17 protein-coding genes are annotated in these 15,941 nt (G+C 34.0%); 14 read left to right on the forward strand and 3 right to left on the reverse strand.

Going from position 1 to position 15,941, the window contains the following annotated elements:
- Positions 1-11: 11 nt before the first annotated feature.
- The 6 genes from PQF83_RS02810 (at position 12) to PQF83_RS02835 (ending at position 5,016) form a co-directional block, all read left to right on the forward strand.
- Complete coding sequence (locus PQF83_RS02810) at positions 12-305, forward strand: hypothetical protein (RefSeq protein WP_000286373.1); 294 nt, start codon at positions 12-14, stop codon at positions 303-305.
- Between the two features lie 79 nt (positions 306-384).
- Positions 385-1,014, forward strand: a complete 630-nt coding sequence (locus tag PQF83_RS02815) for a sterol desaturase family protein (protein WP_000832150.1) — start codon at positions 385-387, stop codon at positions 1,012-1,014.
- Positions 1,015-1,237: 223 nt separating this feature from the next.
- Positions 1,238-1,579, forward strand: coding sequence for a DUF485 domain-containing protein (locus PQF83_RS02820; RefSeq protein WP_000817360.1), 342 nt, complete (start codon positions 1,238-1,240; stop codon positions 1,577-1,579).
- Between the two features lie 2 nt (positions 1,580-1,581).
- A complete protein-coding gene (locus PQF83_RS02825; RefSeq protein WP_001098246.1) occupies positions 1,582-3,132 on the forward strand; it encodes a solute symporter family protein in 1,551 nt (516 codons plus the stop codon).
- Between the two features lie 190 nt (positions 3,133-3,322).
- Positions 3,323-4,672: an aspartate aminotransferase family protein gene (locus PQF83_RS02830; RefSeq protein WP_000850981.1), complete on the forward strand. Its 1,350-nt coding sequence runs from the start codon at positions 3,323-3,325 to the stop codon at positions 4,670-4,672.
- Between the two features lie 83 nt (positions 4,673-4,755).
- The gene (locus tag PQF83_RS02835) at positions 4,756-5,016 is read left to right on the forward strand and encodes a DUF3986 family protein (RefSeq protein ID WP_002163712.1); all 261 of its coding nucleotides are present in this window, start codon (positions 4,756-4,758) and stop codon (positions 5,014-5,016) included.
- A gap of 80 nt (positions 5,017-5,096) precedes the next feature.
- Here the strand turns inward: PQF83_RS02835 and PQF83_RS02840 are convergent, their stop codons facing one another.
- The gene (locus tag PQF83_RS02840; protein ID WP_000393886.1) at positions 5,097-6,260 is read right to left on the reverse strand and encodes a cation:proton antiporter; all 1,164 of its coding nucleotides are present in this window, start codon (positions 6,258-6,260) and stop codon (positions 5,097-5,099) included.
- Positions 6,261-6,591: 331 nt separating this feature from the next.
- Here PQF83_RS02840 and PQF83_RS02845 point away from each other — a divergent pair, with 331 nt between their 5' ends.
- The 3 genes from PQF83_RS02845 to PQF83_RS02855 all read left to right on the forward strand — a co-directional run bounded on the left by PQF83_RS02845 (position 6,592) and on the right by PQF83_RS02855 (position 10,694).
- A complete protein-coding gene (locus PQF83_RS02845; RefSeq protein WP_000838577.1) occupies positions 6,592-8,265 on the forward strand; it encodes a ribonuclease J in 1,674 nt (557 codons plus the stop codon).
- Between the two features lie 96 nt (positions 8,266-8,361).
- Positions 8,362-9,192 carry a MerR family transcriptional regulator gene (locus PQF83_RS02850; protein ID WP_000925955.1) on the forward strand — a complete coding sequence of 277 codons (831 nt, stop codon included), beginning with the start codon at positions 8,362-8,364 and terminating at the stop codon, positions 9,190-9,192.
- A gap of 146 nt (positions 9,193-9,338) precedes the next feature.
- The gene (locus PQF83_RS02855; RefSeq protein ID WP_000388378.1) at positions 9,339-10,694 is read left to right on the forward strand and encodes an MATE family efflux transporter; all 1,356 of its coding nucleotides are present in this window, start codon (positions 9,339-9,341) and stop codon (positions 10,692-10,694) included.
- A 35-nt stretch (positions 10,695-10,729) separates the two neighbouring features.
- On the opposite strand, the gene PQF83_RS02860 is transcribed toward PQF83_RS02855, so the two are convergent.
- Complete coding sequence (locus PQF83_RS02860; protein WP_000923932.1) at positions 10,730-11,395, reverse strand: DUF421 domain-containing protein; 666 nt, start codon at positions 11,393-11,395, stop codon at positions 10,730-10,732.
- Positions 11,396-11,582: 187 nt separating this feature from the next.
- Between PQF83_RS02860 and PQF83_RS02865 the strand changes: the two genes are divergently transcribed.
- The 5 genes from PQF83_RS02865 (at position 11,583) to PQF83_RS02885 (ending at position 15,032) form a co-directional block, all read left to right on the forward strand.
- The gene (locus tag PQF83_RS02865) at positions 11,583-12,134 is read left to right on the forward strand and encodes a YdcF family protein (RefSeq protein ID WP_306447215.1); all 552 of its coding nucleotides are present in this window, start codon (positions 11,583-11,585) and stop codon (positions 12,132-12,134) included.
- A gap of 146 nt (positions 12,135-12,280) precedes the next feature.
- Positions 12,281-12,598 (forward strand): DUF4870 domain-containing protein, encoded by a 318-nt coding sequence (locus PQF83_RS02870; RefSeq protein ID WP_000678046.1) that lies wholly within the window; start codon positions 12,281-12,283, stop codon positions 12,596-12,598.
- A 272-nt stretch (positions 12,599-12,870) separates the two neighbouring features.
- Entirely contained in the window at positions 12,871-13,605 is a 735-nt protein-coding gene (gene nfsA / locus PQF83_RS02875; protein ID WP_001004520.1) for an oxygen-insensitive NADPH nitroreductase, read from the forward strand.
- A gap of 268 nt (positions 13,606-13,873) precedes the next feature.
- Positions 13,874-14,419 carry a sigma-70 family RNA polymerase sigma factor gene (locus tag PQF83_RS02880; RefSeq protein WP_001997136.1) on the forward strand — a complete coding sequence of 182 codons (546 nt, stop codon included), beginning with the start codon at positions 13,874-13,876 and terminating at the stop codon, positions 14,417-14,419.
- A gap of 1 nt (position 14,420) precedes the next feature.
- Entirely contained in the window at positions 14,421-15,032 is a 612-nt protein-coding gene (locus PQF83_RS02885; protein ID WP_000361349.1) for a flagellar motor switch protein FliG, read from the forward strand.
- 94 nt (positions 15,033-15,126) lie between these two features.
- On the opposite strand, the gene PQF83_RS02890 is transcribed toward PQF83_RS02885, so the two are convergent.
- Positions 15,127-15,852, reverse strand: a complete 726-nt coding sequence (locus tag PQF83_RS02890) for a sulfite exporter TauE/SafE family protein (protein WP_001092070.1) — start codon at positions 15,850-15,852, stop codon at positions 15,127-15,129.
- Positions 15,853-15,941 lie beyond the last annotated feature (89 nt).

Raw genomic sequence — 15,941 nt, forward strand, 5'->3', positions numbered from 1 at the left:
GGGAGATTTTTATGTATCGAACCACTATTGACGGAAAAGAAATCATTATTACGTTAGCACCAAAAATCAGAAAAGAAATTACTGATAGAAATCCACTATATGAAGCGGTATTTCAGAATGCAGCAAGATTACTACAAACAAAGCAACCAACGTTTGCTGTAAATCATGAAATATTTGGGCTTATCATTGGAGAGGTACAAAGAGGAGAAGTAACAGTGTTTGCGGTGGAACATATTATTCCGAAGCAAAATATATTTGGACCGAACAATTTTTTCTCGACAATAGAGCAACAGGCAAATTTGTAAAGCGTATAGAATAAGATATAGAAAAGAAATAGTCGTAACGATATGTTGCGACTGTTTTTTTTGAAAAGGGGGAAGGAAAATGAAGAGGGTGGGGAAAGAGTTCTTTTTACAACATGATATCGTTATTATGTATAGTATTTTATTTGTTTTTATCATTATTTTAAAAATGCAATTTTTCACATGGATCGGTTTGTTAGCTTGTTTGTTTGGTATTATTTTTTATACGCTAAACGAATATATGACACACCGTTTTTTATTTCACTTAAAACCACCTAAAAACGTATTTTTATTAAAAATGCTAAGAAGATTACATTATGACCATCACGTCTATCCAGATGATTTAAAACTGTTATTTTTACCTGTATGGTTTAGTATACCGAGTTTTACTATATATTTACTTATATCATATGCTATAACAAAAAGTGTTACTATTGCACTTTCGTTCGGAATTGGAATGATTATTATGCTTCTCGTTTATGAATGGAAACATTATATTGCACATAAGCCAATTCGTCCTGTTACTAAGTTTGGAAGATGGCTAAAAAAACAGCACATATTACACCATTATAAAAATGAAAAGTTTTGGTTTGGTGTTTCAAATCCAGTATTCGATTTCATATTTGGAACGCTTAAAGATGGAAAAGACGTTGAATTAAGCGAAACAGCTCGTAATTTAGAAAAGGAAAAAAAGAAAAAAGTAGTGCGTTAAGCACTGCTTTTGTTTTAATGAGGAAAAAATAAGTAAGGTGTCACTTTATTTTGAAAAAGTATATTAAAAACTTAGGGGAAAATGCCGAAAAATGTCTATCGAAAAATCTTTGCAGGAATGTATGGATTGTCTAAAATGAAAATAAGTTTCTGAATATTTATAAAATTTAGTCTTTAGGTATACAAGGGGGAATTGCATTTCTAGTAAGAGAGGGGATAAGAGAATGAAAAGAGATGATACGTCAGCACGTAAGTTACAAAATGAGGTGAATTATACAGAGGTTGTTCAGTCAGAAGAATTTCAATTGTTATTAAATAAGAAAAAGAAGTTTATCGTTCCAATGAGTATTTTCTTTTTAAGTTTTTTTATTGCGTTACCTATTTTAACATCGTATTCAAAGGTACTCAATACACCGGCATTTGGTGATGTTACGTGGGCGTGGGTATTTGCTTTTGCACAATTTATTATGACTTGGGCTTTATGTATGATTTATAGCAAAAAGGCGGAATCCTTTGATGAAATCTCGCAAAAAATTCTACAAAATATGCAAAAAGGGAGGGGCTGAACTTGAATACGACGGCATTTGCACTATTTTTAATTATTGTCCTTGGTACGCTCGTCATAACCTATTTTGCATCGAAAAAAACGAAAAATGCGAGTGAGTTTTATACAGCTGGAGGGGGATTAACTGGTTGGCAAAATGGTCTGGCCATTGCGGGAGATTATATGTCTGCTGCGTCTTTTCTTGGTATAGCTGGAGCGATCGCATTAACTGGGTTTGATGGTTTCTTTTATAGTATCGGCTTTTTAGTTGCTTATTTAGTTGTTCTATACCTTGTCGCAGAACCGCTAAGGAATTTAGGGAAGTACACGTTAGCGGATATGATTGCGGCGCGTTTTGACGCGAAAAAAGTTCGCGGAGTTGCAGCGCTTAATACGATGACGATTTCAATTTTTTATATGATTGCACAATTAGTTGGGGCGGGTGCACTTATTAAGTTATTATTAGGGATCGAATATACAACATCCGTTTTAATTGTTGGTACATTAATGACAGTGTACGTTATTTTTGGCGGAATGACCGCGACGAGCTGGGTGCAAATTGTTAAGGCTGTATTACTTATGGCTGGTACATTTATTATTTCTGTTATCGTTTTCGCAAAATTTAATTTTAGTGTGACGGAAATGTTTGCTCAAATGAAAACAGCAACTCCATTAAAAGATTCGTTTTTAAATCCAGGAGTAAAGTATAAAGATGGTCTTGATACACTATCTTTAAATTTAGGACTAGTCCTTGGTACGGCAGGATTACCACACATTCTTGTTCGCTTTTTTACAGTACGTGATGCAAAAACAGCACGTCAATCTGTCGTATACGCTACGTGGTTAATTGGCGCATTTTATATTATGACAATTTTCTTAGGGTTTGGGGCAGCGGCGTTTGTAGGGAATGAGGCGATTATGAAAGCAAACCCTGCTGGTAATATGGCAGCACCTTTATTAGCGAAAGCATTGGGCGGAGATTTCTTATTTGCTTTCGTATCAGCAATTGCCTTTGCAACGATTTTAGCTGTAGTGGCAGGCCTTGTATTAACAGCAGCATCCGCATTCGCACATGATTTTTATAATGAAATTATCCGCAAGGGAAAATCAACGGAAAAAGAGCAAGTATCCATGGCTCGTTATGCGTCTATTGGAGTAGCGGTATTGTCTATTATACTAGCGTTATTTGCTCAAACATTGAACGTAGCATTTTTAGTTTCGTTAGCATTTGCAGTTGCAGCGAGTGCAAACTTGCCAGTTATATTATTCACAATATATTGGAAGCGCTTCAATACAACAGGTGCCATCTCTGGTATGATTGCTGGTCTTGTATCAGCTATTGTTCTTGTAGCGTTAAGCCCAAATGTATGGAACCCTGTAGCTGGAAAAGCTATATTTGTCGGGGAAGCGATATTCCCATATACGACACCTGGAATTATTTCGATTCCGCTTGGATTTCTTGCAGCGTATTTAGGAACTGTTTTATCTAGTAAGAAAGAAGATGCAGCGAAATTTGATGAAATTCTCGTGAAATCTAATACTGGGCATGGTATTAGTGACGCGTCTTCGCATTAAAAAAGAGGAGCTTTTCGATAGATAAGAAAAGCTCCTTTTTCTTTTGTCATTTTCTTGTAAATAATACTGCTTTGTAAGTAGGATTTGTCTTAATTTTGTGGAATGAAAATAAGCAGGGAGAAATTTAAATCATCATGGTACCAGCGCAGCTTTTGTGAAAAATAAGTTGTTATGGAAGGTGGAAGAAATGATGAAAACGAAACAGACTGATGAATTATTAGCAAAAGATGAGCAATATGTTTGGCACGGAATGCGTCCCTTTAGTCCAAATAGTACAATGGTAGGGGCAAAAGCAGAAGGGTGCTGGGTTGAAGATATACAAGGAAAAAGATATTTAGATGGTATGAGTGGTCTTTGGTGTGTGAATAGTGGATATGGCAGAAAAGAGCTTGCAGGGGCGGCCTATAAGCAATTACAAACATTATCATACTTTCCGATGTCACAATCACATGAACCGGCTATAAAGCTTGCAGAAAAATTAAATGAATGGCTTGGAGGAGAGTATGTTATTTTCTTCTCTAATAGTGGTTCGGAAGCGAACGAAACAGCTTTTAAAATAGCAAGACAATACTATGCGCAAAAAGGTGAGCCACATCGTTATAAATTTATGTCACGTTACCGCGGCTATCATGGGAATACAATGGCAACGATGGCAGCGACAGGGCAAGCGCAGCGTAAATATCAATATGAGCCATTTGCTTCAGGATTTTTACATGTAACGCCGCCAGATTGTTATCGTATGCCTGGAATAGAAAGAGAGAACATTTATGATGTAGAATGTGTAAAAGAAGTAGATCGGGTCATGACATGGGAACTAAGTGAAACGATTGCAGCTTTTATTATGGAACCAATTATTACAGGCGGAGGCATTTTAATGCCGCCACAAGACTATATGAAAGCTGTTCATGAAACGTGTCAAAAACACGGTGCCTTGCTCATTAGCGATGAAGTGATTTGCGGTTTTGGGCGTACAGGAAAGGCATTTGGATTTATGAATTATGATGTGAAACCAGATATTATTACAATGGCAAAAGGGATTACAAGTGCATATTTACCATTATCAGCAACAGCTGTGAAAAAAGAAATATATGAAGAATTTAAAGGAAAGGGAGAATATGAATTCTTCCGTCATATTAATACATTTGGTGGAAATCCTGCAGCTTGTGCACTAGCACTTAAAAACTTAGAAATTATGGAGAATGAAAATTTAATTGAGCGCTCTGCACAAATGGGCTCGCTTTTATTAGAGCAATTAAAAGAAGAAATTGGAGAACATCCACTTGTAGGGGATATTAGAGGAAAAGGACTACTAGTTGGAATTGAACTAGTAAATGATAAAGAGACGAAAGAGCCAATTGATAACGACAAAATTGCAAGTGTTGTAAATGCTTGTAAAGAAAAAGGGTTAATTATAGGACGAAACGGTATGACAACAGCAGGATATAATAACGTTTTAACGCTAGCACCACCGCTTATTATTTCAAGTGAGGAAATTGCCTTTGTTGTTGGAACGTTGAAGACAGCGATGGAACGTATTTAATGAATGAAGCGAGCTGTAATATACAGCTCGCTTTTGTTTATGATGTGAAATATGATAAATTTTCAAAGAGAAGGGAATTTATTATGAAGAAATATGAACCTAGTAAACATTATCACATCGGATATTATGAAGATGGATATGATTTAGAAGTGACAGCGTACAAAAGAATACATGAACCAGTTTGGGATGCGTATATTCCACACTATGAGGTAGACGATTTTTATAAGAAAGTGGAGGAAATGAAGCTAGGTGAATATGTAGATGATTATGGCATTATGGTGTATTCATTTCGTAATGATATTGATGATGATGATGAAGCACGAATTATTTTTGAAAATGGTTAAAAACGAACGGGATTGTTTAAAGATAAAACGAAAAAGAAGCTTACTATCTTATAAGATAGTAAGCTTCTTTTTTATTAAACTTATTTACTTGCTTTCATTGCTTTATCTTTTGCACCAAAAGTGTATTTTAACATTGGTGGTGTAATCATTGTAGTTAAAATAACGACAATAACGATAGCTGTAAAGTAATCTTGTGCTAGTAGACCTGAAGAAAGTCCTGTTCCTGCGATGATAAGTGCAACTTCACCACGAGAAACCATTCCAGAACCGATAATTGCAGAAGACTTAGCATCAAATCCAGTCATTCGTGCACCTAAGCCACAACCGATTAGTTTCGTTAATACAGCGATTACTGTTAATGCTAGGATGAACCAAATTTGATCGCCAATACCGTCAAATGTAATATTCATACCGATACTTACGAAGAATATTGGAACGAACATAGCGTAAGCGATTGGCTCTACTTTCTTTTCTACTTCATGTTTGTAGTTCGTTTGAGAAATAGCGATACCAGCTGCGAAAGCACCGATAATACCAGCAATTCCTAATAGTTCGCCGAAATATGCGAATGAGAAACAGATGATAAGAGCCGCGCTCACGATAGACTCAGATACGCGTAGCGGTGATAACCAGCGCATAATCGCAGGAACACCTTTCCATCCGATTAAAATAATAGAAGCGAAGAATACAACTTTCTTCAAGATAATCATTGTTAAGTTAACATCGTCTGTACCTAAGAAGCTCATTGCAAATGCTAATAAAATAACGACAAGAATGTCATCAAATACAGCTGCGCCTAGCATAGTTGTACTTTCACGTGTTTTCATCTTTCCTAAATCGCGAAGTGTTTGTACGGAAATACTAACACTTGTCGCACATAGAAGTAATCCTAAAAATACAGCATTTCCTTGTTCCATTCCCATAATAAGACCAGAAACGTAACCACCTACGAATGGAAGAATGATACCTCCAAGTGCAACAGCTAAAGAAGAATTACGATTTGCGTTTAATTCCTCTAAGTCTGTTTCAAGTCCTGCCATAAACATTAAAAGAATAACACCAACATTACTTAATTGTGTTAGAAGTTCTGAGTTTTCAATCCAACCTAATACAGCTGGACCGATAACGATACCGACAATTAATTTACCGAGTACAGAAGGTTGGCCTAATCTAACACTAAGATCACCAGCAAGCTTTGTACTTAATAAAATAAGTGCAATTTGAAAGAAAAATTCGAATTCCATCGGATCCTCTCCTTATCATTTTTATTTTTATCATACGATTTCTCGGAATTTGCCTAATGAAAATATGTAAAACCCATTAAACAAAGGATCTGATTACAAGTTCTTTTGAACTTGTAATTTGAACCTGTAATTAATATATAATATATTTTGCAAAAAATCAATGAAAAAATGGGAGCTTTTTTAGAGAGAGACGGTGTTATTAGGGATATACATATAAGATTAGCGTGTGGATTTTATATGTATGAAATAGTATGAAGTCCTTTTTTATTACAAATAATAAAGCCTAAATGCTATTTCACGAATTATAAATGTGAAAGGGAGGACTTATCATTTGAAGTCATTAAAAAATAACTTGTCTATCGTTGCTTTAGGTGGAGTAAATGAAATAGGGAAAAATATGTACGCTATTCAATATGAAAATGATATTGTCGTTATTGATTGTGGATCTAAATTTCCAGATGAAAGTTTATTAGGAATTGATTTAATCATTCCAGACATCACATACTTACAAGAAAATAAAGAAAAAATTCGCGGGTTAGTCGTGACGCACGGACATGAAGACCATATTGGCGGAATACCATATTTTTTAAAACAACTAAACGTACCAATTTATGCGACGAAGTTAACGTTAGGTTTAATTGAAATTAAATTAAAAGAGCATAATCTTCAAAATGATACAGAATTAATCGTCATTCACGCAGAATCAGAAATTGATCTCGGTTCTATTAAGACGACATTTTTTAAAACGAATCATAGTATTCCAGATTGTCTCGGTATTGTGTTTCATACTCGAGAAGGTAATGTAGTACATACTGGGGATTTTAAATTTGATTTAACACCAGTAAATAACCAACATCCTGATATTCATAAAATGGCTAAAATAGGTAGTGAAGGTGTACTAGCTTTACTATCGGAAAGTACAAATGCAGAACGACCAGGTTTTACTCCATCAGAGAGATCGGTAGGAGAACGGATAGAGGAAATATTTATGAAAGCAAATAGAAAAGTAATTATTTCTACATTTGCTTCTAATGTGAATCGTGTTCAGCAAATAGTTGAAGCTTGTATAAAAACAAATCGAAAACTGGCTTTGCTCGGCAGAAGTATGGTAAATGTAGTAGAAGTTGCTCTAGAGAAAGGGTATCTAAATATTCCAGATGGTATGTTAATTGAAGCAAGTGAGGTAAATCGTTTAGATCCATCGCAGGTCGCAATACTTTGTACAGGAAGTCAAGGAGAACCAATGGCAGCTTTAGCCCGTTTAGCTAGTGGAAACTATAGGCAAGTAGATGTTTTACCAGAAGATACAGTTATTATAGCTGCGACTCCTATTCCAGGAAATGAACGTAACGTTTCGCGAATTATCGATAACTTATTTGCATTAGGGGCAAGAGTGATTTACGGATCAGGCAGTTCTACTGGAGTCCATGTATCTGGCCATGCATATCAAGAAGAATTAAAGTTAATGCTCACATTAATGAAGCCAAAATATTTTATCCCAATTCATGGAGAGTTTAGAATGCTACATCACCATAGTTTGTTAGCAGAATCAATTGGTGTTGAAAAAGAGAATATCTTTATCGTTCGTAATGGAGATGTTGTAGATATAAGTAATGAAGTGGCCGTTCAATCGAGAAAAATACAAGCAGGAAATATATATGTAGATGGATTAGGAATTGGTGATGTTGGAAATGCATTATTACGTGATCGGAAACAACTTTCAGAAGATGGAATGCTCGTTATAGTTATTACTTTTAATAAAGTGGATGGAGAAATAATTTCAGGTCCTGATATTATTTCTCGTGGATTCGTCTATGTTCGTGATTCAGAAGAGTTTTTGAAGGAATTAAATAAATTAGCTGTTATTACAATTAATAATTTGAAGAAAGAGAAAGTGAATAGTTGGGGTATTTTGAAAAGAGAAGTAAGAGAAGCTTTAGGGAAGTATATATATACGAATACGAAAAGAAAACCGATGATCCTTCCTATAATAATAGAGGTTTAAGAGTTAATAAAAAGAATTCTCGTAGGAGAATTCTTTTTTGTTTTGAAGACAGAATGAACATATAATGAAATAAATAGAAATGGAAGGAAATAAAAGATGTTATTAAATAAACGCTTTACAATTGGAGAAATGGCAAAAATGCATAATATAGCGGAATCTACTTTACGCTATTATGATGAGAAGGGAATTTTTCATCCGTCCACTGTGGACCCGCAAACAAATTATCGTTATTATACAATCGATCAATTTTCACTATTAGATACGATTAAGTTTTTACGCCAATTAAACATTCCATTAAAGGAAATTAAGAAATATATTGATGAAAGAAATCCAGCATATGCACTCAATTTACTGGAAAAACAACAAGAGATGATGTTGAAAAAACAAAGAGAAATTGAGTATGCTTTGGCGAAAATGGAGCATAGAATTCATTTAATTAAGGAAGCAACAAAAGCAAAAGCTGAACAAGTGGTAATAAAAGAGATCCCGCAGCGAAAAATAACAGCTATTGCTGTTGCCCCGGATACGACGGATGATATGTTTGAGTACTACATTCATTCGTTGCAAAAAAATATGAGGCAAATGGATGATAGCTTATTTTCTGGAGATATCGGTGTAACAGTCGCGAAAAAAGGATTCATGCAAAATGAGTTTCAAGCATATAGCAGTGTTTTTATTCTTTTGGATTACATGCCTTTCCAAGTACAGAGTTCAGATGAGATTAAGGAAGGTTTATATGCTTGTTCTTATCATCATGGACCGTATGAAGAAACAGGTGCAACGTATAAGGAATTACTTGCATACATTGATCAAGAAGGATATGAGGTAAGTGGAGATGCGATTGAGATTGGATTAATCGATTGGTCTGTAACAGAAAATCCAGAGGAGCAAGTAACAGAAATTCAAATTCCTATAATGAAAAAATAAAGCAATAAGTTGTAGCACTCGTATCATTACAAATTGGCATGAAACACGATAAGTAAGTTACCTATTTTTCAAATTCTCTATTGACCTTCAAGTTACTTGAAGGTTTAAACTAAGAAAAGAGAGTTGAAAAAAAGGAGCAAAATAGTATGGAAGCAACAGAAAAATTAAGAGAAAAACCGATAAAAAGTTTATTTATTTCTTATTTAATACCAGCCGTTCTTGGAATGGTATTAATGTCAGTGAATATTGTAATTGACGCTGTCATGATTAGTAGAGGAGTTGGGGCGAACGGTTTAGCAGGAGTAAACGTGGCTATTCCAGCGTTTTCAATTTTCTTCTCTATTTCATTATGGATTGGAATGGGCGGGGCAACGTTATATTCCATTGCATTAGGTGAAAATAAAATTGAAAGAGCAAGGTCTATTTTTACTCAATCCATGACAGTAGCAGTCATTATTGTAGGCGTTTTAGCGGCGATTTGCTTATGGAGAATAGAAGACTTAGCATACTTATTCGGTGCAAACGAAGTGATTTTACCGTATGCGTTAGACTATTTACACGTATTATTAACATTTGGAATGATATACGTTTTAGAAAATATTTTAAGTACATTTATACGAAATGATGGAAATCCTAATTTAGCAATGGCAGGTTTAGTTGTAACAGCTGTATTAAATATAGTGTTTGACTATATCTTTATTTTCATCTTTAAATGGGGCGTAACAGGAGCTGCTTCAGCAACTATTCTTTCAGCAGCGATTGGTTTCCTTGTATTATTAACACACTTCTTTAGAAAAAGTAGTATTTTAAAATGGACGAAATTCCATTTTGAATGGGATACAGTTAAACAAATTATGATAATAGGTTTTCCAAGTTTTACAGCCGAAAGTACAGTAGCGATTGTAACGATTGGTTTTAATATTGCATTCGTTCAATATGCAGGAGAAGTAGGAGTAGCTTCCTATGCGATGGTAAACAGTATCCATGCGATGACATTACTACTATTCTTCGGCGTTGGAGCAGCGTTACAACCAATTGCTAGTTTCCATTACGGTGCAAATTTATCAGAAAGATTACGTGAAGGATTACAGTTTGCTGTGAAAATTGCAGTTGTACTTGGAGGCGTTGCAATAATTGTCGGATTATTCTTTGGGAAATATATTATTGGTCTATTTGATGTCCAATCTCCAGAGTTATTGGAGTTAACATTAACGGGTATGAGCCTGTTCTTTATCCAATACGTATTTTTAGGCTATAACATTGTATATGGAGAGTACTTCCAATCAGTGCGACAAACGACAAAATCAGTACTTATTATAATGAGCCGAGGGTTACTATTTATTATTCCATTATTATGGATTATGCCGAAATTATTTGGGATAAACGGAATTTGGCTCGTTATGCCAGTAGCGGAAGTATTGACAGCGATTATCGTATTTACGATGAATCGTATGAAACATCCTGTTCCATTAAATATGGCGGGAAAGAAAGAAGCGATATAATGAAGAAAATCCCCTTAAGAAATGAAGGGGATTTTCTATTTTTTTAAACTAATAGCAAAAGATCCATCTGTTTCTTGAACAGACGCAAAGGCAACGTTTTTAATGTTTGTAATTCCTTTTTCTTTTAATTCTTTATATAACCACTTTTCGTCCTTATGAATTAACTTTAAGTTATCGTATTGAATTTGTGAATCGACGATAAGGGCAATTGGTAATCCAGCATACTTAACATCTATATTCAAATCTTTCGGAGTTAATGGTACAAGTTCACGCTTTGGTAAAATGCTAATGGCTCCATTCGCTTCTAAAATAGCGTATTCAATTTCATGAACACTCGGGTATCCTGCAACGCGAAGATTAGAAAGTAATTCAGCAATGGGATACCTACTTTTTTGTAAGTTCTCAAAAATAATATCACCATGTTTAATTAAAATAATCGGGTGCCCGAGAATAAAACGATTTAGTTTGTTGAATAGGCTTAATTTTGTAAGGATTAAATGTAAACATGTAATTACAACCATACCGAGAAAAGCTTGCAAAGCACCAGAGACTGGTATGGCTTGAAAAGCTAAATAAGATAAAAAGATAATCGCACCAAAATCATGAGGAGTTAGTTGTGCTAAAGCTGATTTACCGAGCATCTTAAGTGATAGTAAAAATAAAATAAAAAAGAACGATACGTTACATAAAAAGAGAAGCAATAGAGACACTCCTTCGTGCAAAGTTGTACTTACTGTTCCCGAAAGAAATATAAATATTACTTTCTAGAGGATAAATTAGGGTGATTTGGAATTTGTCTGTATACAAACAAATAAATGGATATTATCATGAAAGAAGCAAAGAACATAGGAGTATATAGATATGAGAAAGAAAAAAATAATGAAGTATATGATAGGAATTATAATGGTTTGCGCCGTTTATGTGGGATTTTTACAATATAACATTTATAAGCATGGGCACATGAATGCGACCTATGAAGCTGATTATATCATTGTATTAGGCTCGAAAGTAAACGGAACGAAACCATCGTACTCATTGCAATATCGTATTGATAAAGCAGCTGAGTATTTGAAAGCACATGAGAAAGCAATTGCTATTGTGTCTGGAGGAAAAGGAAAAGGGGAAGATATTTCAGAAGCATTAGCAATGAAAAATGGATTAATGAAACTAAAAATTGCAGAAGATCGCATTATCATGGAAGATAAGTCAACGAGTACAGATGAAAATATTAAATTCTCAAAACCTTTAATTCCGGACAATATGAAAAAAGGAATGATCGTAACAAACGATTTCCACATGTTTAGAGCGAAAAAAATAGCAGCTAAGCAAGGTTTACAATTAGAAGGTCTTCCGGCCGAAACACCGAAGCGAATTGTCATTCCATCGAATATACGTGAATATTTAGCCATTACGCAATATTGGTTTATGAATCGAATATAGTGGAAGTGATTCCGCCTAGCATTCTAGGCGGGATTTTTTGAGGGGAATCTTACAAATATGTCATCTTAATGAAAGGTAAAGCGATAGTTTCTAGAATGGATTCCTGACATAATGAAGATAACAAAAACTATTTAGAGGTGAATCGGATGAAAGGAAATAATATATTATCTTCACTATGTTACTTTAGTATCTTTTTTGCCCCATTTTTATTACCAATTATCGTGTACTTCGTTGCAGAGGATGAAGTGAAATATCACGCGAAAAAAGCATTTTGGTCACATATTTTCCCATATGCAATTTTATTCGGAGGGGTAGCGATATCAGGAATATACGGTTTAGGATTCAATCAATCTGATGGTGCTGGAATTGGGATCATGATCACATATGCAGTATTCATTCTTGTAGGGATTTATTACTTCATTTGGAATATCGTAAAAGGTGTTAAAGTGTTGAAAACAGCGTAATAAGATAAGGAATAATTCGGAGTGAGTTTGTCGTTATTTGTCGGTAAGTCGATATTCTTTGTCGAATCGACGATATATTTGAAAAATCGTCGATATAGTGCAGGGAATCGTTGATATATTGAAAAAATCGACGATATAATTTCATTTACCGTATTAATAGATCTTTTAAAAAGAGCAATTCAAAAAGAATTGCTCTTTTTGTGCTTATAAGTTGTGAATATTGGAAAAGATATGTTAATTTTTCATTAGGAAGAGAAAAAGGAGTGATTTTCATGAATGAGATGATACATAAAATGGAGCAACACGTTTCAGTTCGTAAATATAAAGAAGAACCTATTCCGAAAGATGTAGTAGAAAGAATGGTGCAAGCTGCGCAGCATGCTGCTTCCTCGCATTTTGTACAGGCTTACTCTGTTATATATATAACCGATCAAGACTTAAAGGCGAAACTAGCAGAGTTATCCGGAAATCGTCATGTGAAAGATTGCGCAGCATTCTTTGTTTGTTGTGCAGATTTAAAACGACTTGAAATGGCATGTGAAAAACATGGTACAGAGATAAAGCATGAAGGAGTGGAAGACTTTATCGTAGCAACGGTAGATGCTTCACTCTTTGCGCAAAACTTAGCGTTAGCAGCAGAATCGTTAGGATACGGTATTTGTTATATTGGTGGTATTCGTAATAATCCGGGAGAAGTGAGCGAATTGCTTCATTTACCAGATAAAGTATATCCTGTATTCGGAATGACAGTCGGTGTACCAGATGAAGATCACGGAGTGAAACCACGTTTACCGATAGCAGCTATCCTTCATGAAAATGGATATGATGAAAAGAAATATGATGAATTATTAAACGAATACGACGAAACGATGAGCGCGTATTATAAAGAAAGATCATCAAATCAAAAAAACGTAACATGGACGGAATCGATGAGTTCATTTATGTCTAAAGAAAAAAGAATGCATATGAAAGAGTTTTTAAGTGAAAAAGGATTTAATAAGAAATGAGAAAAAAGGCAAACCTGCAGCGAAGGAGAACTTGCAATACTTTAAAAATGTAACAGAGCTTTGTGATGAAACGTTAGCATAAGTGAATAGTTTGATTGTTAATACCTAAGTTCAGAATGTAGATACTACTTTCTGAACTTAGGTATTTTGTTTGTTATCATATACATAGAAATAAAAATTAATAATTTTTTACAAAATTGATAGAAAATGAGAATGAAATGCCAATAGTAAGTAAAGGCAGCTGCTAAAGGGGAATTGAGGAAGGAAGATGCTTATGATTTTCGATTCTGAAGTGGATTTAATTATAGCTATGAAAAAACGCGATCAAGATGCTTTGAAAGAAGTGATTGATCAATATGGAAAATTAATTTTGTACATTATTCATAAATCGTTAAGTACCCCTATTGAAAAACAATATGTGGATGATTGTTATAACGATGTATTTACTGTTATTTGGTTTCATATCGACCATTTTGATACAGAAAAGGGCAACTTAAAATCTTGGATGATTGGTATTACTAAACTAAAGGCGTTGGAATATAAAAAGAAAGTATATAAAGAGAATAAAATTGATAAAGACGTAGAGATAGATACAGGTGTCCATGATAGGTATGACATAGAACAAGAAGAAGAGATTATGGAAATAGTTCAAGATTTAAATAAGAAAGATCGATATATCTTTTTAAAGAGGTATATTGATGGGTATTCCATTGATGACATTGCAAAAGAATTAAAAGTAACGGCGGATTATATATACAATCGAATTTCTCGTGGGAAGAAAAAAATTCAAAAACTATGGAAAGGGAGTGTGTAATATGGATAAAAGATTATTATCTATGTTAAATGAGCTCCAATATTCAGAGGAAGAGATTACACGTTTGGAGAAAGAAGCGGATGAGACTATAAATGTAGATAAGTATTATGTGAAAAACGGAGAATTATTGAAGAAATTAACGGTGCAAATGTTGGAAGAATCAGTTCGGAAAGAGTTACAAGAGGGAGAAGAAATTGAATGTGAAATATTAGTGGAAGAGGGGAGCCTTGTGAATTCTAAAGTTATCCCAAGTATAATAACTGCAGGTGCTACTTTTTATTATTACATTGTTTTAACAAATACAAGATTACGAATTAAATCGTTAGATTGTTATTTTAAAAAATTAAATGAATACAATGTACTAATAAACTCAATTCAAGCAGTTTCGCGACATAAAAAAATGAAGAATGTATATGGAATTACTATAGATAATAACTATATACAATTAGGAAGTACCGAGCATGAGCAAGAACTGAAAACTGTAATTGAGAAGCTAAAACAACGCGGGGTGAAAGAAGAGAGATATAAAGAGTTTGAAAAAAGTTGGCTGATTTTTTTCAATGTGTTTGTAATAGCGATGGGTGGGCTTCTAGTTTTAAAATATTTAATTTGAAAATAAAAAGCGGCATAATAGCCGCTTTTTATTGTTATCACGTTTAAAAATATTGAAAACTTATCCGCCGTTATGACACATACTAAAGCACCTTTTATAACAAATGCAAACTTTCAATAAGAAGATATATACCTGTACAACTCAAAAGAATATACGTAAATATTTTAAAAACTCGTTGATTAAGCCATTTGAAAATAATTTGACCTATATACAAACCTAGAAATACGATTGGAATAGCGTAAAAACTTGATTCCCAAATTGTCTTGTTTGTGCCAGTAAAGAGTATTTGCGTTAGTAGGCTAATGAAATATATAAATAGATAAAAAGCTAAAGTAGTTGCTCTCAGCTTCTCTTTTTTTGTATCAGTTCCTGTAAAGTACAGTAACAGGGGTGGTCCTGGCATACCGATACTTGTCGTTAAAAGACCGGATAATCCGCCAACTATGAAATCTCTAGATTTTGTTGATTGAATCTTAAAGTTACAGATTAGCATCAAAGTTAATAGTAAGAGTAGGATGCTAATTGCTAATTTAAATGTGTTGATGTTAATAGAAGTGAAAATGATAATACCAAAAGGAACACCAACTATACTGCCGAAAATTAATCTTTTCAGTAGAATACAATCAATGTCCATTCTTATTTTCCAAATGAGTGATATAGAAATAATGAATGATAAAATGATATTTATTTGTATAGCTTCTTGTGGTAGAAATAACATGAGTAAGAAAGGTGTTGCCATAATAGAAAAGCCAAAACCGGTACTTGTTTGTAAAATAGAAGCTACTAATATAATACAAATGAACATGAATATAGTATTCAAAAAAGCCCCCCCACATAATCAAATTTCATTAATATTTTAACATAAAGTAAAACTTTAATCAGTGGAGGCTTACTGGCCTTTCATACGGG

It is taken from the genome of Bacillus sp. FF-1, from assembly GCF_028548245.1.
Classification (GTDB): Bacteria; Bacillota; Bacilli; order Bacillales; family Bacillaceae_G; genus Bacillus_A; species Bacillus_A paranthracis.